General features: G+C 52.1%; 17 protein-coding genes. 4 read left to right on the forward strand and 13 right to left on the reverse strand.

The window, feature by feature from the left end; translation table 11 throughout:
- Positions 1-48: 48 nt before the first annotated feature.
- The 8 genes from glpX to iolA all read right to left on the reverse strand — a co-directional run bounded on the left by glpX (position 49) and on the right by iolA (position 8,385).
- On the reverse strand, positions 49-1,044 hold the full coding sequence (gene glpX, locus DYE26_RS13160; RefSeq protein ID WP_036624496.1) for a class II fructose-bisphosphatase: 996 nt from the start codon (positions 1,042-1,044) through the stop codon (positions 49-51).
- A gap of 37 nt (positions 1,045-1,081) precedes the next feature.
- On the reverse strand, positions 1,082-1,879 hold the full coding sequence (locus DYE26_RS13165; protein WP_036624500.1) for a pyruvate, water dikinase regulatory protein: 798 nt from the start codon (positions 1,877-1,879) through the stop codon (positions 1,082-1,084).
- Between the two features lie 27 nt (positions 1,880-1,906).
- The gene (locus DYE26_RS13170; protein WP_036624503.1) at positions 1,907-2,548 is read right to left on the reverse strand and encodes a helix-turn-helix transcriptional regulator; all 642 of its coding nucleotides are present in this window, start codon (positions 2,546-2,548) and stop codon (positions 1,907-1,909) included.
- A 192-nt stretch (positions 2,549-2,740) separates the two neighbouring features.
- Positions 2,741-3,511, reverse strand: a complete 771-nt coding sequence (locus DYE26_RS13175; protein WP_036624506.1) for an inositol monophosphatase family protein — start codon at positions 3,509-3,511, stop codon at positions 2,741-2,743.
- Positions 3,512-3,530: 19 nt separating this feature from the next.
- Positions 3,531-4,868, reverse strand: coding sequence for a gluconate:H+ symporter (locus DYE26_RS13180; protein WP_036624507.1), 1,338 nt, complete (start codon positions 4,866-4,868; stop codon positions 3,531-3,533).
- Between the two features lie 59 nt (positions 4,869-4,927).
- Positions 4,928-5,905 (reverse strand): 5-dehydro-2-deoxygluconokinase, encoded by a 978-nt coding sequence (iolC, locus tag DYE26_RS13185; protein WP_036624509.1) that lies wholly within the window; start codon positions 5,903-5,905, stop codon positions 4,928-4,930.
- 110 nt (positions 5,906-6,015) lie between these two features.
- Complete coding sequence (fba, locus tag DYE26_RS13190; RefSeq protein ID WP_036624511.1) at positions 6,016-6,876, reverse strand: class II fructose-1,6-bisphosphate aldolase; 861 nt, start codon at positions 6,874-6,876, stop codon at positions 6,016-6,018.
- 36 nt (positions 6,877-6,912) lie between these two features.
- The gene (gene iolA / locus DYE26_RS13195) at positions 6,913-8,385 is read right to left on the reverse strand and encodes a methylmalonate-semialdehyde dehydrogenase (protein ID WP_371861012.1); all 1,473 of its coding nucleotides are present in this window, start codon (positions 8,383-8,385) and stop codon (positions 6,913-6,915) included.
- Between the two features lie 382 nt (positions 8,386-8,767).
- On the opposite strand from iolA, the gene DYE26_RS13200 reads away from it, so the two are divergent.
- Positions 8,768-9,697, forward strand: a complete 930-nt coding sequence (locus tag DYE26_RS13200; RefSeq protein WP_036628518.1) for an Rpn family recombination-promoting nuclease/putative transposase — start codon at positions 8,768-8,770, stop codon at positions 9,695-9,697.
- A 128-nt stretch (positions 9,698-9,825) separates the two neighbouring features.
- Here the strand turns inward: DYE26_RS13200 and DYE26_RS33425 are convergent, their stop codons facing one another.
- Positions 9,826-10,044 carry a hypothetical protein gene (locus DYE26_RS33425; RefSeq protein ID WP_036624514.1) on the reverse strand — a complete coding sequence of 73 codons (219 nt, stop codon included), beginning with the start codon at positions 10,042-10,044 and terminating at the stop codon, positions 9,826-9,828.
- A 467-nt stretch (positions 10,045-10,511) separates the two neighbouring features.
- Between DYE26_RS33425 and DYE26_RS13210 the strand changes: the two genes are divergently transcribed.
- Genes DYE26_RS13210 through rbsB form a run of 3 tightly spaced genes read left to right on the forward strand, consistent with a single transcriptional unit; the run spans position 10,512 to position 13,861 of the window.
- Entirely contained in the window at positions 10,512-11,999 is a 1,488-nt protein-coding gene (locus DYE26_RS13210) for a sugar ABC transporter ATP-binding protein (protein WP_036624515.1), read from the forward strand.
- Positions 11,996-12,922: an ABC transporter permease subunit gene (locus DYE26_RS13215; protein WP_036624518.1), complete on the forward strand. Its 927-nt coding sequence runs from the start codon at positions 11,996-11,998 to the stop codon at positions 12,920-12,922. Before DYE26_RS13210 ends, DYE26_RS13215 begins: the two co-directional genes overlap by 4 nt.
- Positions 12,923-12,934: 12 nt before the next feature.
- Positions 12,935-13,861: a ribose ABC transporter substrate-binding protein RbsB gene (gene rbsB / locus DYE26_RS13220; protein WP_036624520.1), complete on the forward strand. Its 927-nt coding sequence runs from the start codon at positions 12,935-12,937 to the stop codon at positions 13,859-13,861.
- Positions 13,862-14,202: 341 nt separating this feature from the next.
- Here rbsB and DYE26_RS13225 read toward each other — a convergent pair whose 3' ends face one another.
- The 4 genes from DYE26_RS13225 to DYE26_RS13240 all read right to left on the reverse strand — a co-directional run bounded on the left by DYE26_RS13225 (position 14,203) and on the right by DYE26_RS13240 (position 17,530).
- Positions 14,203-15,411 (reverse strand): MFS transporter, encoded by a 1,209-nt coding sequence (locus tag DYE26_RS13225; protein WP_036624521.1) that lies wholly within the window; start codon positions 15,409-15,411, stop codon positions 14,203-14,205.
- A 147-nt stretch (positions 15,412-15,558) separates the two neighbouring features.
- The gene (locus DYE26_RS13230; RefSeq protein ID WP_036624523.1) at positions 15,559-16,143 is read right to left on the reverse strand and encodes a TetR/AcrR family transcriptional regulator; all 585 of its coding nucleotides are present in this window, start codon (positions 16,141-16,143) and stop codon (positions 15,559-15,561) included.
- 106 nt (positions 16,144-16,249) lie between these two features.
- Positions 16,250-16,663 (reverse strand): hypothetical protein, encoded by a 414-nt coding sequence (locus DYE26_RS13235; protein ID WP_036624525.1) that lies wholly within the window; start codon positions 16,661-16,663, stop codon positions 16,250-16,252.
- A 36-nt stretch (positions 16,664-16,699) separates the two neighbouring features.
- Positions 16,700-17,530 carry a sugar phosphate isomerase/epimerase family protein gene (locus DYE26_RS13240; RefSeq protein WP_036624527.1) on the reverse strand — a complete coding sequence of 277 codons (831 nt, stop codon included), beginning with the start codon at positions 17,528-17,530 and terminating at the stop codon, positions 16,700-16,702.
- Between the last annotated feature and the right edge of the window lie 19 nt (positions 17,531-17,549).

Below are 17,549 nucleotides of genomic sequence, written 5' to 3' on the forward strand. Positions count from 1 at the left end.
CAAGGACGACGCATGCCGTTTTAAGTTTGCTAATACTCTATGGAAGTGTTACAAGGAAGAAACCTGTTCCCAGGCGGGAATTTCCGCCGGAAACTGCTTTTTGGGAAGAAAGTGCACGCTCTTTATATAGCGGATCGTGCGGCTCTGCGCGCGCATGATGACGGAATGCGTCTCCGCATGATCGGAACCGATAAAGCGGACCCCGTTCAGAAATTCTCCGGTCGTCACGCCGGTGGCGGCGAACAAGACATCGCCGGAGCCGACCATATCCTGCATGGAAAGCACCCGGGTGGGATCGGCAATGCCCATTTGCAGGCAGCGCTGGACCTCCTGCGGAGTGCTCGGAAGCAAAATGCCCTGCATCTCGCCGCCGAGGCATTTCAAGGCGGCCGCTGCCAGCACGCCTTCCGGCGCGCCGCCGGAGCCAAGGTAAAGGTCAACGTCGTTGTCCGGCAGCGCGGCCGCAATGGCGCCGGCGACATCGCCATGAAGCAGCAGTTTGATCCGGACGCCGGCTTTCCGCAATTCGGAAATCAGGCCCGCATGGCGTTCCCGGTCAAGAACCATGACGGTCAGTTCGGAAAGCGATTTGCCCGTAATTTGGGAGGCTTTGTTCAAGGTGATGCCGACCGGATCCGTAATGCTCAATTTACCGGCCAGTTGCGGGCCGCAGGCCAGCTTCTCCATGTAAATGTCAGGGGCGTGCAGCAGGCTGCCTTTGTCGGCGACGGCGATGACGGCTTGCGCGTTGCTGAGACCCGCGGCCACCACTTCCGTGCCTTCGAGCGGATCAACGGCAACGTCCGCGGACGGTCCCAGGCCATTGCCTACCTTTTCCCCGATATAGAGCATAGGCGCTTCATCCATTTCCCCTTCGCCAATGACCACGGTTCCGTCGATCGAAACGGAATCGAACATGGAGCGGATCGCCGCGGTAGCAGCCTCGTCGGCCGCATTTTTATCGCCTCTGCCGACCCAGCGGGCGGCGGCCAGGGCGCCAAGTTCCGTCACCCTTACAATTTCCAGCGTCAGTTCTCGTTCCATACAAACTCCCCCCAATAGCGTTATAATCGGAAATTTTTTAAATATAACCCATGATGATGCCGGCCGTCTCTTCGATCGCTTTATCGGTAATGTCGATAACCGGACATTTGAGCCGGGAATATAGCGCCAGGGCGTAATCCGTTTCTTCCTGGATACGGGCCAGACTCGTGTATTGCGTGTCCAGCGGCAGGCCCAGCATTTTCAGCCGCTCCGAACGGATTTTGAGCATATGCTCCGGCTCCATCGTCAGGCCGATGAGGCGGCTCGAAGGCAGGCTCAGCAGATGCGGCGGCGGCCCCACCTCGGGAACGAGCGGATAGTTTACGACTTTTTTGCCGCGATGGGCCAGGAAGATGCTTAAAGGCGTCTTGGAGGTGCGCGATATGCCCATCACCACGATATCCGCCTCGAACATGGCTTCAAGATTCCGTCCGCCGTCGCTGGCCACCGTAAAATCGATGGCTTCTATACGCCGAAAATAATTTTCATTAAGCTGATGCAGCAGGCCGGGCCGTGCTCGCGGGGAATCGTCGAAAGTATCGATGAACGCCTGCATCATAGGGCCCATAATATCGACGATGCGCAGGTCGAGCCTGACGGCTTCCTCGCGAATCACTTCGCGGAGCTCTGGCTGCACCAGCGTATAGGCCACGAACCCTTTGTGGCGCGCGGCTTCTTCCAGCAGCTTCCGCAGCTCATCTTCATGCCGGATGTTGCCGTACCGCTTGATCTTGACTCGTTGATTCTCAAATTGATGTATGACGGCCTGCACTACCGCCTCGGCCGTATCTCCCAATGAATCCGAGCAGATCGTGATCAAATGTGATGTTTCCATGCTCTCTCGATTCCTCCTGTTTCCCTATCAATGGTTCTCTTTGTCAAGAAGCAGCTTTAAGATCGAAGTTTTCGTCAAACGGCCAACCACCGTAAGCCTTGCGCCGCTCTCTTCCTCGTTAGCCGGAACGACAACCGGCAGGCTGTCTACCTCGTGCAAAATCATTTTTTGCGCCGCGTCGAGCACCGTATCTTCGGGAAATACCGTAACCACCTTGGGTTGGCGTGTCATGACCATGCTGACCGGCATGGACGCGGCGCCAGGGTTGCCGAGCGTAACCTTAAGAAAATCTTTGCGCGAGGCAACCCCGGCGAGCTTGCCGTCGTCATCGCAAACGAAAAGCGTGCCCACGTCCTGCAGAAAAAGCGTAACGACGGCATCTTGTATGGTGGTGATTTCCCGGATAATGATCGGCATGCCCTGAATATCTTTGACTTTGCTATTTTGCAGCAGGTAACCGTTGCGCAGATCGGAAGAAGCTTTGCCTCCCGGGAAGTAACCGACCTTTGGCTTTGCGTTGATATAATCGAGCATAACCAGAAGCGACAGGTCCGAGCGGATCGTAGGTTTGCTTAAGTGCAAGCTTTCAGCAATCTGTTCTCCGCTGATCGGTGCGTTTTTTTGGACGATATCGATAATTTGCAGTTGACGGGCTGTCAGTTCGATCACGGTTTACCTCCACTTCATAAGCGAACTTGCACACTTTTTTAAGCGTAAATCGGATATATAATCAGCATTTATGTTTGAATAATACACAATATTTCAAGCTAAATCAATATATAGAACGTACTATATTTAATTTTTTTTTAAAATAAAAAGACCTCCTAGCCGAATAGGCCAACAGGTCTCCACCGGTGCAAATTATTGTTCATTCAACATTCGTATAGCGCTTTCATATGCGCGCGGTGTAGCGAATGCTCCCTGAATCGATTCCAGCCATCCCAGCGGTTCGCCTTTAATGGTAGAACAACGAATCCCCGCGGTTTCGCACAAAATTCTCCCGGCCGCGTAATCCCAAGGTGCCAGCTTGGAAACGTACACCGACTGTTTTCCCAATAAAAGCTGAATAAATTCCGTACCCGCACAGCTCTGTATCCGGACCCCGCAGCTTCCCCAGGCCAGCGCCTTGACGTTGGAAACATTGTCGGCAAACATCTGCCAGTTAATAGCTACCAAGCTGTCCTTTAATTCGTGATCCTGCAATGGCGGCAGTGGCTGACCGTTATAATATACGCCGGTTTCCGGCCCGCCCCAAACGAGCCGGCTGCGCATTACATCATAAATGAAACCGCATTTGCCGATGCCATCTTCCACAACAGCGATCATGACCGCAAAATTTTCTTTCTGTTTGATGAAGTTCATCGTTCCGTCAATGGGGTCCAGTATCCATACACGGCCGGCCAGATCCTCCACCCGGTCCCCCGTGCCTTCCTCGCCCAGGATACGGTCGCCGGGGTAGAACTCCCTGATATTGCGGACCAGAAACTGTTCGATCCGCCGGTCCATATCGGTCACCAAATCAAGGGCCCCGGTCTTCTGGGATATTTCTCTTTCTTCCTGAAGCGAGTCGCGCAGCATTTGCGCCGCCTCCTCGAGCCAGCCCAACACCCGTTCAACATCCAGGCCGTTCATCGTTTGCTCCTCCTTACCTTTACAAAATCGCGCCCAAGGCCAACACGCAGAGCAGTCCCGTCACCGAAAGCACCGTTGTCAGCGTAGTCCACGTACCAAAGGTCTCCTTCAGCGTTAGTCCAAAATACTCCTTGATCATCCAGAACCCGGCATCGTTCACATGGCAGGCGATTACGCTGCCCGCTCCCGTAGCCAGCACCATCAGCGCCGGATTCACATCTCCGCCTGCGATCAGCGGCGTCACCAGACCCGCTGTCGTCAGCGCGGCCACCGTGGCGGAGCCGAGGCACAATCGCAAAATCGCCGCGATCATCCAGGCGACAAGCAGCGGGGACAGATTCGTTGCCGAGAACAATTGGGATACGTAATCGCCGATCCCGCCGTCGACCAGCACCTGCTTAAAGGCTCCGCCGCCGCCGATTACGAGCAGCATCATGGAGATTTGCGAGATAGCGCTTACCAAAGTATTGCTGATTTGCTTCATCGCGATCCCTCTGGCTATACCCATAGTATACATGGCCACCAGCAAAGAGATAAGCATCGCGGTGCCGGGCGTTCCGATAAAATTCAGCACTTTGAGCACGGCCGAATCTTCGGGCATCACCATTTTGGCGGCCGCGGCAACACCCATAAAAATCACGGGAAGCATGGAAGTCAGCACGCTGATGCCGAAACCGGGGGTTTCGCTAAGCACAAAGCTTTTTTGATCGCCGCCGACAACGGAAGCGTCCGTTTCCCGCTCGTACACGCGGGGATACACTTTCATCAGCACTTTGTTGAACAAGGGTCCGGCCACAATCGTCGTCGGAATGGCGATGATCATGCCGTACAACAGAACCTGTCCCAAATCCGCTCCATAAGCTGCCGAGATAGCGGTCGGCGCCGGATGCGGCGGCAGAAAGCCGTGGGTTACGTTCAGCGCGGCGGCCATCGGAATGCCGAGATACAGGAACGGCATCTTTAATTCTTTCGCGATGACGAAAACAATCGGGATCAAGAGCACCAGACCCACTTCGAAGAACAAGGCGATTCCGACGATAAATGAAGCCACCACGACCGCCCACTGAATCCGTTTACGGCCAAACTTGTCGATTAGCGTAATGGCGATTCGGTAACCGCCGCCAGCGTCGGATACCAGCCGGCCGAGCATGGCGCCGAAACCGAACACCAGCGCCAAATGCCCCAGCTGGCCGCCGATTCCGCTTTCAATGGTGGTTACGATGGTCGTCGGATCCATACCGAGCAGCAGTGCCACGACAAACGCGGTAATCGTAAGCGATACAAACGTATTCAGCTTTGCTTTCATAATCAGAACAAGCAGCAGCGCAACCCCAAAGCAAACAATCAATATCGGCATAAACTAACTTCCCCCGCTTCAATTATAAAGTAAACACTAGATGTTAATCTCCAGCAAATTTATTGGCTTTGCGCGGCAATGAGCTGCTCGATTTCGGCCACCGTCGGCATCGCTTCCGATGAACTGTGCTTGCTGACGACGATGGCAGCCGAAGCGCTTGCGTATTTCAAGGCTTCAGCAATCTCTTTTCCGCTCATTAAGGCATACAGGAAAGCGGCCGCATAGGAATCGCCGGCTCCGAACGTTTTAAGCACCTTGGATTTATAAGCTAATCCCCTATGCACCTTGCCGTCCCGGGTATAAGCGTATGAACCCTGCACGCCGTGTTTGATAACCACCAGCTCCGGGCGATAACGGAACAATCGTGCAACGGTCGCCTCGTTATTCCCCCCTTCCTTTCCTTCAAGCACATCAAATTCGTCCCGGGTTCCGATTACGACATCCGCCTGTTCGGCAATCGCCGAATAATAAATCGACGTTTCCTGCGGAGACTTCCAGGTGTAGCCCCGGTAATCCAATTCAAAGATGACTTTGGTATCGTTGGCCCGGGCATATGAAACCGCTTTAAAAACGGCTTCGCGCGAAGGGCTGGCGGCCAGCGCCGTACCGGAGATCAGCAACGCCGAAGCGGCGGCAATATATTCTTCCTCGATCTCATCCGGCCGCAAAAACAGATCGGCGACATTTTCACGGTACATCAGGATGCTGCATTCCTCCGGACTTTTAATCTCCGTAAAAGCCAGGCCCGCCTTGCGCCCTTCCGTGTCGTCAATCATACAGGAGACATCGACGCCGCTCTTCTTCATGGAATGCCGAATAAAGCGGCCGTGCTGGTCGGCGGGAACTTTGCCGATAAATCCGACTTGCAAGCCGAGTTTGGCCGCGCCGATCGCGATGTTGGCGGGCGATCCGCCCACATATTTCGAGAAGGTCAACGTTTCTTCCATCGGCCGGTTATACTCCACCGCGTTTAAATCAATGCAAGCTCTCCCCAATGTGATGAGATCAAATTTTCGTTTTTTTTCGTTTTGCAGCATTGCAATCTCTCCCTACTTGAATCAGTTTGCCTGCACGCCTGGCCTCGCGGCGCAAAGGCCGCAGGCCAGGCGTACCGGAATTAATAATTTGGTAATCCGCTAGCCGATGTTTACCGCGATGCTTTTCCCGCGGAACCGAACTCCCGGATTTTGCCTCTGACAACTTCCTTGATCGCCTCTGTTCCCGGCGACAAAATCGCGCGCGGATCGTACAGACCGGCATCGGCGTCAAGCGTCCGGCGGAGCGCCGACGCCCAGGCCTGAAGGCATTCCGTGTTGACATTGATTTTGGCATGGCCCAAAGCGATAGCGCGCCGAATCTGATGTTTGGGAATGCCCGAAGCGCCGTGCAGCACCAGCGGAATCCCGACAAGCCCGGAGATCCGCTCCATTTCCGCAAAGCCCAGTACCGGCTCTCCCCGGTAAGGGCCATGGACGGAACCGAGCGCCGCGGCGAGCGCATCGATCCCCGTTTCCTTGACCAGCGCGGCGCATTCTCCAGGGTCCGCATACCGAATCCCGCCGATCAAACCGTCTTCCATCCCGCCGACCGTGCCGACCTCCGCTTCAACCGACACTCCGCGGGGATGCGCGTAGTTCACGACCTCGCCGGTCATCGCTATATTCCGCCCGATCGGATCATGGGAACCGTCGATCATCACGGAGCTGAAGCCGGCGTCTACGGCCTTTTTGCAATTCTCCAGCGTTTTTCCGTGATCCAGATGAAGCGCCACCGGAACGGTGATCGCCATCTCTTTGACAAGCTCCTCCACCATTGCCGCAATCACTTTATAGCCGCCCAAAAAGGGCACCAGCCGGTCCGAAGCGGCCAGGATGACGGGAGAACGCTCTTCTTCAGCGGCCTGCAATATGGCCTGCCCCCACTGCAAGCCGTTCAGATTGAACTGTCCGACCGCATATTGCTCCGCCTTGGCTTTTTGCAGCATTTCTTTAAATGATACCAGCGTCAATGACCCCTTACCTCCCAACTGTCCTGAACATGATGATTATTCAAAAGCCGGCGCTGCATATCGGGCGGTCACGACCTTCTTATGCGTGTAGAAGTCCACGCTGTCTTTGCCGTTGGCGTGCAGCGTGCCGAAGAAAGAGGATTTCCAGCCCGAGAACGGGAAGAAGGCCATCGGTGCAGGTACGCCCAGGTTTACGCCAAGCATTCCGGCATCGATGTTTTCCCGGAAATACCGGATGGCGGACGCATTGGAGGTAAAAATGCAGGCTCCATTGGCGAATTCCGACCGGTTGGCGATCTCCACCGCCTCCTTGAGGTTTTTCACGCGAATGACGGACAGCACCGGCGCAAAAATTTCCTCCTTCCAAATCGTCATCTCCGTCGTTACATTTTCAAAAATCGTCGGTCCGACAAAATAACCTTGATCCGGCGTGTTTTCCCGTCCGTCGCAGATGAGCGAAGCTCCCTCTTCCAGACCTTTTTCGATATATTGCAGGGTCCGCCGTTTATTCTCTTCCCGGATCACCGGACCGAGAAACACCCCGTCGTCCAAACCGTTGCCGATTTTAACGCTCTGCGCCTTTTCCTTAAGAAGGGCGATGAACTCATCGGCGATCCCTTCTTCCACAGTGACCACGGCGCAGGCCATGCAGCGTTCTCCGGCCGAGCCGAAAGCGGCGCTGATTACATTGGTCACCGTGTCCTCCAGATTCGCATCATTTAGGACAATGGTATGATTTTTGGCTCCGGTTAACGCCTGCACCCGCTTCAGGTTTTGGCTGCCGCGCTTGAACACGTATTCGCCGACCGGCTTCGAACCGACGAACGAAACCGCCTTGACCTCCGGATGATCGAGAATACCGTTTACGACATCGTGGGCTCCGTATACGACGTTGAACACGCCTTTAGGCAATCCGGCTTCCTCGAACAGCTCCGCCAGCCGTCTGGTCAGCAGCGGCGTACGCTCCGACGGCTTCAATATAAAGGTGTTGCCGAGCGCGATCGCCATCGGAAACATCCAGCAGGGCACCATCATCGGAAAGTTGAAGGGCGCGATTCCTCCTACCACGCCAAGCGGATAGCGGTAATTTACAGCTTCTACATCCGTGGCGATGCTGGCCAGCGAATCGCCCATCATCAACGTCGGTGCTCCGGCGGCAAATTCCACGTTTTCGATGCCGCGCCCCACTTCGCCCAAAGCCTCGGTCAGGTTTTTGCCGTTTTCAATCGTGATCAGCTTGGCCAGTTCCTCCTTGTGCCGGGTCAACAGTTGCTGATAATTGAATAGAATTCGAGCCCGGCGAGGTACGGCCACTTTCTGCCAACTTTTAAAAGCCTCAGCCGCGACTTCAACCGCATGATCAATCTCTTCTTTCGTCGACAAAGGAACACGGGCGATAACCTGGTTAGTCGCCGGATTATACACGTCTTCATAACGGTCGGTGGCGCTCTTCACCCATTCACCATTAATATAATTTTTTAAGATCTCCACTTCTGACACTTGCGTCATCATAGTATCCTCCCAATTTCAAAAATTCCAACCTTCAATCAAGTTTTTAATAACAGTTGATCAACTTATGGTCATATATTATTATTTAAACCGTTTTCAGTCAATGGTAAATACAAAAATTTCGCTATATATTAAAAAAAATTAACATTCTTCTTGCCTTTATTATTTTATGTTTCAAATTATTGGGTGAGTGTTGGTAATGTTTAGGTGGATAAACTGTTTAGCCCTGTCTCAGGTTGCAGCATTCATAATAATCGGGTATACTCTAACCATAATTTAACTGGCGTGAAGCACATGCCGCTTTAATACGAGCCTTCGTTTGGCTGCCGTATTGGAGCGGCTTTTTGTTTGCATGAACTTAAAGTGTGATAAAATAAAAGAAATGGAGTTGAATGTCAAATTGACGACTGAACTTCTTGATCCACGGAATGATTTCGTTTTTAAGCGGATTTTTGGCAGTGAAGACAACAAAGATGTGCTGCTGGCTTTCTTAAATCGAACATTTATGGAATCTGGCGAGCCGCCGCTCACGGAGATCGTCCTTTTGAATCCCTATACGGATAAGGACGCTCCGCTCGACAAACAGTCGATCTTCGATATCTGGGCCAAAACTACGGAAGGCAAACTTATCAACGTGGAGATGCAGCTATTCAATAAATACGACATTGAGAAACGGACGCTCTATTATTGGAGCAAACGCTACTCCAGCCAGTTGCAGGAAGGACAATCCTACAAGCAACTGAAAAAATGCGTGACGATCAATATTTTGAATTTCACGGTCATTGCCAACGAGCGGTATCATAATGTCTATCATTTACGGGAAGATCATACGAGAGTTAAGCTATGTGATGACATTGAAATGCACGTCATAGAATTATCCAAGCTGGATGATCGATCGATTCCGGTGGAGGGCGGTTTGGTAAATTGGCTGCTTTTTTTGAAGAGTGCGGACAAAACGAACTGGGAGGCGCTGAAGATGAATGAACCAAGCTTGAAGAAAGCGATGGATACGCTGGAGTTTTTGAGTCTCGATCGGGAAGCCCGCCGCAAGTACGAGGAGCGCCAGAAATATTTGCATGACCAGGCGTCCATGATTGAGTGGGCAACGGAACAAGGTATGGCTAGAGGTATGGAGAAGGGAATCGAGAAGGGCATTGAGAAAGGCATTGAGAAAGGCATGGCCCAGGGAGAACAAAAGAAAGCCATGGAAATTGCCAAGAACATGCTGGCCATGGGCATTGAGGTTTCCGTTATCGTGAAAGCGAGCGGACTAACGAAGGATGAGGTTGAATCTTTAAAGTCCGCTCAATAATTCGCAAAATCAGCGTCTTGCCTTTTTGAATAAAGGCAAGACGTTAGTTTTTTTAAATATCCAAAAGTATGAACCTCGGAGCGTTAACTTCTTGATATTACAAAACTCGCTTCGGCAGCACCGCTATACTAAGCCCATTCATTCCGCGTGGCAATGGACACATAATCTTTCAATAAATTTTCAGGAACGGTTTTAATCAATTCCTCCACCGTCCAGGGACCCTCGTTTTTCTTGATCTCGCCAGCCGGTTCAGGATCCGAGTAAAGGGCTACTCGTCCGTTGGCCGTGATCGAAAACACCGCGCCGCTGATGAAGGCCGCCAACGAACACCATTGTAACGGCTGCATTTATGACGTCTTCATCCTCAATAAACCTCTTCGGTTCCACGTATTGGCAATGATCGATTTAATAGGCTCGATATCCTCGCTTCTAACGTCTCTGATATCCAGGTTCATTTTGACTCCTCCCTTTTAATTGATCAGCTTACACATGGAGTTTAATGTCTCCACTAAAGGGGAGAGTCAAGTATTTTGGTCGAATCGCTTCCCATTCTTTAGAATATCGTCACCTTGTACCCATAATCATCTTCACAAGTGTTTAGTTCACGTTTATATATTATTTAATGTTATTCCACTCTAAAAATTCATTTTTTTAGCTAAAAAGGTTATAAACAACGCTTTTTTCTTGTTCTAGGACAGCATATAACAACATATTCATGGTTTCAGGAGGAGGAGAACAACACTTATGAATTAAGTTTTTTAAGTGCATCCAACTAAACTATCTTCAGAATGAAAGCGGCGAGAGGTGAACATGGTTGCATATTAGAATGAAAGACATTCATAAATCATTCGGAGCGAGTCGCGTGCTGGCCGGCGTGGATTTTGAGCTGCTCGAAGGTGAAGTTCATGCGCTGATGGGGGAAAACGGGGCCGGCAAATCCACGCTGATGAACATCTTAACCGGCATCCATACGCGGGACGATGGGGTTATCCTCATTGACGGAAAAGAAGTCTCCTTTACCCATCCGCGTGAAGCGGAGGATAACGGAATCGTGTTTATTCACCAGGAACTGAATATCTGGCCGGAAATGACCGTACTGGAAAACCTGTTTGTCGGCAAGGAGGAAACTAACGGTTGGGGATTTTTAAATCAGAAGAAAATGAAAGCGCTAGCAGAAGAGCAAATGAGCAAACTCTCCCTCTCGCTTCCTCTGGATCAGGCTGCCGTAAAGTGTTCGGTTGGACAGCAGCAAATGATCGAAATTTGCAAAGCGCTGATGACGAAAGCCAAGGTGATGATTATGGACGAACCGACGGCTGCGCTCACGGAAAAAGAAACCCGGAAATTATTCGAGATCATCGGAGCGCTCAAACGGGAAGGTGTGTCTATCGTCTACATATCGCACCGGATGGAAGAAATTTTTGAAATTGGCGACCGCATTACGGTAATGCGTGACGGCATCAGCGTCGACACGAAGCCAATTTCCGAGACCTGCTTTGACGAAGTCGTGCGAAAAATGGTTGGACGCGAATTGACCGACCGTTTTCCTAAACGCCGCACTACGCCCGGTCCGGTCGTCCTGGAAGTGAAAAACGCCTCCAGAAACGGGGTTTTTCATGGAGTCCATTTTGCCGTGCGATCCGGTGAAATCCTCGGCATCTCGGGTTTGATGGGCGCCGGGCGAACGGAAATCATGCGGGCTCTATACGGTCTTGACAGGCTCGACACCGGCGAAATCCTTCTGAAACATCAGGCTGTGCACATTAAAAATCCGTCCGACGCGGTCAAGCAGGGAATCGGATTTATTACCGAAAACCGTAAAGAAGAAGGCCTTGTTCTGGAGTTTTCCGTCAGGGAAAACATGGTTCTTCCCAGCCTGTCCAGCCTTAACCGCAACGGATTGATCGACAAGAACAAAGAGAAATCCTTTGTCGAGACGCTAATAACCCGGCTGCAAATCAAAACGGAATCGCTCGAAACCCCGGTAAGAAATCTCTCCGGAGGAAACCAGCAGAAGGTGGTTATTGCCAAATGGATCGGCATCGGCCCCGGGGTGCTGATCCTCGACGAGCCGACAAGAGGTGTGGACGTCGGGGCCAAACGCGAGATTTACCAGCTTATGAACGAGCTGACAGAGAGAGGCGTAGCCATTATTATGGTCTCTTCGGAACTCCCGGAAATCCTCGGGATGAGCGACAGAATCCTCGTGATCCATGAAGGGCGAATCGCCGGAGAATTGGCAGGTTCGGAGGCCACGCAGGAGAAAATTATGAGCTTGGCCACAGGGGGGAATGAAATATGAACATAGCCATGCAGAAGCTTGGTCCGATGCTGGGACTGATCATTCTTGTTATCGTTGTTGCCGTCTTGAACCCGGCTTTTTTAGAGCCGCTTAACATTTTAAATTTGCTGCGCCAGGTAGCCATCAATGCCTTGATCGCTTTCGGTATGACCCTCGTCATCCTGACGGGCGGCATCGATCTTTCGGTCGGCTCGACGCTGGCGCTTTCCAGCGCAATCATGGCCGGTATGATCGTCGGTGGCGTAAACCCTATAATCGCCATCGGAGCCTCCTGTTTACTCGGGGCCGGACTCGGAGCCGTGAACGGCGCGTTCATTACGAAAGGCAAAATGGCGCCGTTTATCGTCACCTTAGCCACCATGACGATTTACCGCGGGCTTACCATGGTCTTTACGGAAGGTAATCCGATCACGAGCCTCGGCGACAGTTTGACGTTTCAAATGTTCGGGCGCGGTTATTTTCTGGGGATCCCCGTTCCGGCCATCACCATGGCGATCATGTTCGCTTTGCTCTGGGTGCTGCTGAACAAAACGTCGTTCGGACGCAAAACCTATGCCATCGGCGGCAACGAAAAAGCGTCCATTATCTCCGGAATTAAGGTCCAGCGCATCAAAATCATGGTCTACTCTTTAACGGGCTTTTTGGCGGCGTTATCCGGAGCCATTCTTACCTCCAGGCTCGATTCGGCCCAGCCGACCGCCGGCAGCTCCTACGAACTTGATGCCATTGCAGCGGTTGTTCTCGGCGGCACCAGTTTGTCCGGCGGACGCGGCCGCATTGTCGGAACCCTGGTTGGCGCCCTGATTATCGGCACCCTGAATAACGGGTTAAATTTGCTTGGCGTCTCCTCGTTTTATCAAGCGGTCGTCAAAGGCATCGTCATTCTTGTCGCGGTTCTGATGGACCGAAAGAAATCCGTGTAGGGGGATACGAAATTGAGAAAAATTCCTTATCTTCTGATAACCGCCTTGATCACGCTGCTGCTCTCCGGCTGCTCGCTGGAGCCGCCCTCCTGGGCCAAAACTGGCGGCAAGAAGGACTTAAATCATGTCAAGCTCGGACTTTCCATGTCCACCTTGAACAACCCCTTCTTCGTCTACTTAAAGGATATGGTCGTGCAGGAGGCTGACAAACAAGGATTTGAAGTTATTGTTGTGGATGCCCAAAACGACCCGGCCAAACAAAACAACGACGTCGATGATCTGCTCCAAAAAGGCGTCAACGCTTTGCTGATCAATCCCACCGATTCCTCCGCCATTTCGGCGGCGGTCCAAAACGCCAACGCCATCGGCATTCCGGTGATCACCATCGACCGCTCGGCGGACAAGGGCGAGGTCGCCTCACTGATCGCTTCCGACAACGTAGGCGGAGGCAAAATGGCGGCACAGTACATCATCGATTCGCTGGGTGAGGGGGCGGTCGTCGCCGAGCTGGAAGGCATACCGGGAACATCGGCCGCCCGGGAACGCGGCGAAGGCTTTCATTCCCTCGCGGACAGCAAGCTTAATGTCGTTGTCAAGCAGGCAGCCGCTTTTGACCGCACCAAAGGCCTTAACGTCATGGAAAATCTGCTTCAGGCTAACCCCAATATCCAGGCGGTATTCGCGCAAAACGACGAAATGGCACTAGGGGCGGTCGAAGCGGTTGCCAGCTCCGGTAAAAATATCGTGGTTATCGGCTTCGACGGAAGCGCGGACGCGCTTAGAGCGATCAAGGAGGGCAAACTTTCCGCTACAATCGCGCAGCAATTCGACCTGATCGGGCAGAAAGCGGTACAAACCGCAGCCGATATACTCCGCGGCAAGCCCGTGGAAAAATATGTACCGGTCGCGATCAAACTGGTAACGAAAGACAATCAGTAACTGAAAACCACCAGAGAATGTTAGCTTTGGCGGACATTTGAGGTGAAGGGAGTGTCCTGGGGCTCTTGCCGAATTAGCGGTAATTTATGTCGCTATATTGGCGGCTCTCCCCCTTGCCCGCCAAATAGCGGAACTTTTGGGTCCTATTTTGTTAGCAAGGTGGGAAAACGGCCCTTTTCGCCCCCGCTCGCCAGTAATAGCGGTAAAAAATTCCTCTATTGGGGCTGAATTCACTTCTTTGCCGGCAATAGGGCCCTTTTTTACCGCTATTTCCTAGCCTCCGCAGCCTCCGCACGAAGAACTCATCCAGCCGCGTTCAGCTCTGTTGTAAGAAAGAACGTTCAGCCGCGCACCCCCCTTTTTTCCGTGAAAAAATACAGCATCGCGAGGGCCGGAAACAGAACGCCCACCCACAGCGCCGCCTGCCAGCCGCCCATGGCGTAAGCCCATCCCCCGACCGCGGAACCGATGGCTCCGCCGGCAAAAAAGATCGCCATATAGAGACCGTTCAGCCGGCTGCGGACCTCCGCTCCCAAAGCGAAGATGGCGCGCTGTCCGAGTACCATGTTGGCGGACACGCCCATGACTAGCAGAATGGCGGCAGCCACCAGGATAACAATAGAGAGAATCGAACCGCCGGCGAACAGCATCGGCAACAGTCCGGAAAGAATCACCAGCACGATGGACAATCCGGTGGCCGCACGGATCAGGCCCTTATCCGCCAGACGCCCCGCGATAGGCGCCGCCGCCGCGCCGGATACCCCCGCCAAAGCGAACAGGGCAACCCCTGTTGAAGAAAAGTGAAACACCGGACTCGTTAAAACGAGCGGAACCGTGGTCCAGAACAGGCTGAACATGCCGAACAAAAACGCGTGATAAAGTGCCCGGCGCCGCAGAATCGGCGTCGTCTTCAGCAACTGCAGCATCGATGAGAGGATCGCCGGATAGTTGACGGTGGTTTGCGGGCGTCTTGCCGGAAGTACCTTGGCCAGAACAAGAGACAGCACCAAAAGCATGGCAGAGGATAAAATAAAGATCGCGTGCCAGCCGAAGTAATTTTCCACCAAACTCGAAACCGGACGGGCCAGCATGATCCCCAATAGCAGACCGCTCATGACGTTGCCTACATTACGTCCCCTCGTTTCCTCGGGAGATAGATGAGCCGCGTAGGGAACCAGAACCTGGGCCGCCACGGACCCGACGCCGATCAACAGGGAAGCGGCCAGAAACAGGGCCGCGCTTCGGACTTCGGCGGCGATGATCAACACGATGGCTGTCAAAATCAGCAGCGTAACCACCAACTTGCGGTTCTCCAGCAGATCCCCCAAGGGAACGATAAATAACAAACCGATCCCGTAGCCGATTTGGGTCAGCGTGACGATCAAACCCGCGGCTCCCGAAGACAACCCTACGGCCGAACTGATCGATTCCACCAATGGTTGCGTGTAATAAAGATTGGCTGCGATCAGACCGCAGGCCACAGCAAGAATCAGCGTGATCCATGACGAAGCGGTATTTTCCTCCGGCTTACTTTTTGCGATGACATTCATGAAAAACACTCCTTTTTATTAGTTATAATGCGGAAATACTGGAATATTCGTTCCAATATGAGAACAAGTTGCCCATTCCCCTATGTACACGTAAATTGGCCCGATTTTCAGGAACAATCATTCCGGTATTCCGAAAAAAAAATAGCTTTACAGCATCTCCAAAACCGCGTTCATCATATCGCGGACTTTAGCGCTGTCGCTTTGGACCTTGGCCATCACGTTGATGCTGTGGTTGAGATTCAGCAGCAGGTACGCGAACATTTTAATATCTTTATCGGGGGCAATTTCTCCCGCCTCTTGCCCTTTCTTTAAGGTCTCGTAAAACAGCCGCTCCAATTCCGTAAATCTGTGGCGAATCGTATTCTGCAATGGCTCATCCAAGGCTTCCACACCAATCGATGCGTTCGTAATCAGACATCCGTTTGGATAAGCTTCGCCGTGCGCGGCAAATGCGTTCGTGATATGCAGCTCAAAATACTGGCGGATTCCGTCGATCGCAGAAGGGGCATGGATCATCAGATCGCGTTTTTTTTGCGACATCTTTTTGTAACATTGGATGGCCTCGTAATAAAGCGTTTGTTTATCCTGAAACGTTTCGTACAAACTGGATCGGCTTAGTCCCATAGATTCCAGCAAATCCGGGATGCTTGTTCCCTCATATCCCTTTTCCCAAAAAACGATCATCGCTTTGCGCAGCACTTGCTCCCGGTCAAATTCTTTAATCCGTCCCAAAGGTACTTCCTCCTTTCCAACACAAGTATAAATTAATCGGAACGAATAGTCCAGTATTTTTTGAAAAAAGCCAATTCCTTCCGCAGGAATCGGCTTTTTGCCTTTCTTACTTATTCAATATTTCAGACGCTCTTTTTCTCACAAAAGCCAGCTCGGACTCGCTCATTTCGCAGTATTCGCTGTTTTCATTCGTGGTGTTGGCGTCTTGAACATACGTCATTACCGTATCCTTTTGCATGATCGTGTAAAACCAGGTGTCCTGCGGAATATTGTAGACCTTCCCCGGTTCCATCTCGATCAATTCAATATCGAACTTGCCGTCCTTCCGGTCCGCCGCCAGCAGGATCGCTTTGCCCTTCACCAAGATGAATTGTTCATCGGTTTCGCGATGGACTTCCAGGCGATAAATGCCCTCGATATCGTTATCCGGTTTCCAGTTTTTGATGCACACCAGCCATTTCTCGTTTTTGTACACGCATTGGATGCCTTCGCCTTCATGAATGAATATATCCGCCTTCATCGGTTTACCATTCCTTTCGCATTTCGCAGATGGGTATTAGGATAAGTGCTTTTCGAACCACGCGAGCGAATCCCGCATCGCTTTTTCCGGGTCCAAAATATATCTTCGATCAAGCAATTCCAGCCCGAGATATCCCTTATAATCGATATCGTTCAGCGCCTTTAACGCCTCCGCCATATCGAGCCGGCCTTCTCCGGGAACCAGATGCCCTCCGGGATTACCGTCCACAAAATGGACATGGTTTAAATTATCTCCAAGTTCCTTGATGAAGTCGTGAATGGTGTCCTTGCCTGTCGTGGCCATCACATCCGTATCCGCCAACCCTTTCAAATACGGGCTTCCGACCTCTTTGATCATCTTGGAAATATGCTCGGCCCGGTTAAACACGTGCGTGGAAAAGCTGGTAAACGCCTCCACGGGAAGGTAAACTCCTTCTTTTTCCGCAGTTTTGCTGATTTCACTTAAGGATTCCCGGCACCATTTCCATGCTTCCGTCTCGTCGGCGTCCAGGTAGGCGATCCCCGTGGTCACCAGCACTCGGTCGCATTCCAAAAGCGAAGCGGCTTCAATATGGCGGCGAAAAAACTCCACGCTGTGCTTGCGGTACTCCGGATCGGGATGGCTGATGCTGACCGGATAGACGTACTGCTCGGGGGTCAGGCAGATGACCTTTAACCCGCGTGCTTTTATTTTTTGCTGCAAATTTTTGACGTCTTGAAGCGAAAAATAGTCCAAATGGAAATGCGGTCCCGATGCCCATAATTCAATATTGCGGAACCCCAACCGTGCGGCGGAACTCAAGAAATACTCCAGGGAATACCTTTTATAATGATAGTTTGCGGCAGCCACTTGCGAGATTTGTATCATATTAACCAGATTCCTCCTT

This window comes from Paenibacillus macerans (genome assembly GCF_900454495.1).
Classification (GTDB): Bacteria; Bacillota; Bacilli; order Paenibacillales; family Paenibacillaceae; genus Fontibacillus; species Fontibacillus macerans.

What these genes read in the sequence shown, in the direction of transcription:
- glpX (WP_036624496.1), bottom strand. Translation starts at nt 1,044, where the DNA reads ATGGAACGAGAACTGACGCTGGAAATTGTAAGGGTGACGGAACTTGGC.
- DYE26_RS13165 (WP_036624500.1), bottom strand. Translation starts at nt 1,879, where the DNA reads ATGGAAACATCACATTTGATCACGATCTGCTCGGATTCATTGGGAGAT.
- DYE26_RS13175 (WP_036624506.1), bottom strand. Translation starts at nt 3,511, where the DNA reads ATGAACGGCCTGGATGTTGAACGGGTGTTGGGCTGGCTCGAGGAGGCG.
- DYE26_RS13180 (WP_036624507.1), bottom strand. Translation starts at nt 4,868, where the DNA reads ATGCCGATATTGATTGTTTGCTTTGGGGTTGCGCTGCTGCTTGTTCTG.
- iolC (WP_036624509.1), bottom strand. Translation starts at nt 5,905, where the DNA reads ATGCTGCAAAACGAAAAAAAACGAAAATTTGATCTCATCACATTGGGG.
- iolA (WP_371861012.1), bottom strand. Translation starts at nt 8,385, where the DNA reads ATGACGCAAGTGTCAGAAGTGGAGATCTTAAAAAATTATATTAATGGT.
- DYE26_RS13200 (WP_036628518.1), top strand. Translation starts at nt 8,768, where the DNA reads ATGGAGTTGAATGTCAAATTGACGACTGAACTTCTTGATCCACGGAAT.
- DYE26_RS33425 (WP_036624514.1), bottom strand. Translation starts at nt 10,044, where the DNA reads ATGCAGCCGTTACAATGGTGTTCGTTGGCGGCCTTCATCAGCGGCGCG.
- DYE26_RS13215 (WP_036624518.1), top strand. Translation starts at nt 11,996, where the DNA reads ATGAACATAGCCATGCAGAAGCTTGGTCCGATGCTGGGACTGATCATT.
- DYE26_RS13225 (WP_036624521.1), bottom strand. Translation starts at nt 15,411, where the DNA reads ATGAATGTCATCGCAAAAAGTAAGCCGGAGGAAAATACCGCTTCGTCA.
- DYE26_RS13235 (WP_036624525.1), bottom strand. Translation starts at nt 16,663, where the DNA reads ATGAAGGCGGATATATTCATTCATGAAGGCGAAGGCATCCAATGCGTG.
- DYE26_RS13240 (WP_036624527.1), bottom strand. Translation starts at nt 17,530, where the DNA reads ATGATACAAATCTCGCAAGTGGCTGCCGCAAACTATCATTATAAAAGG.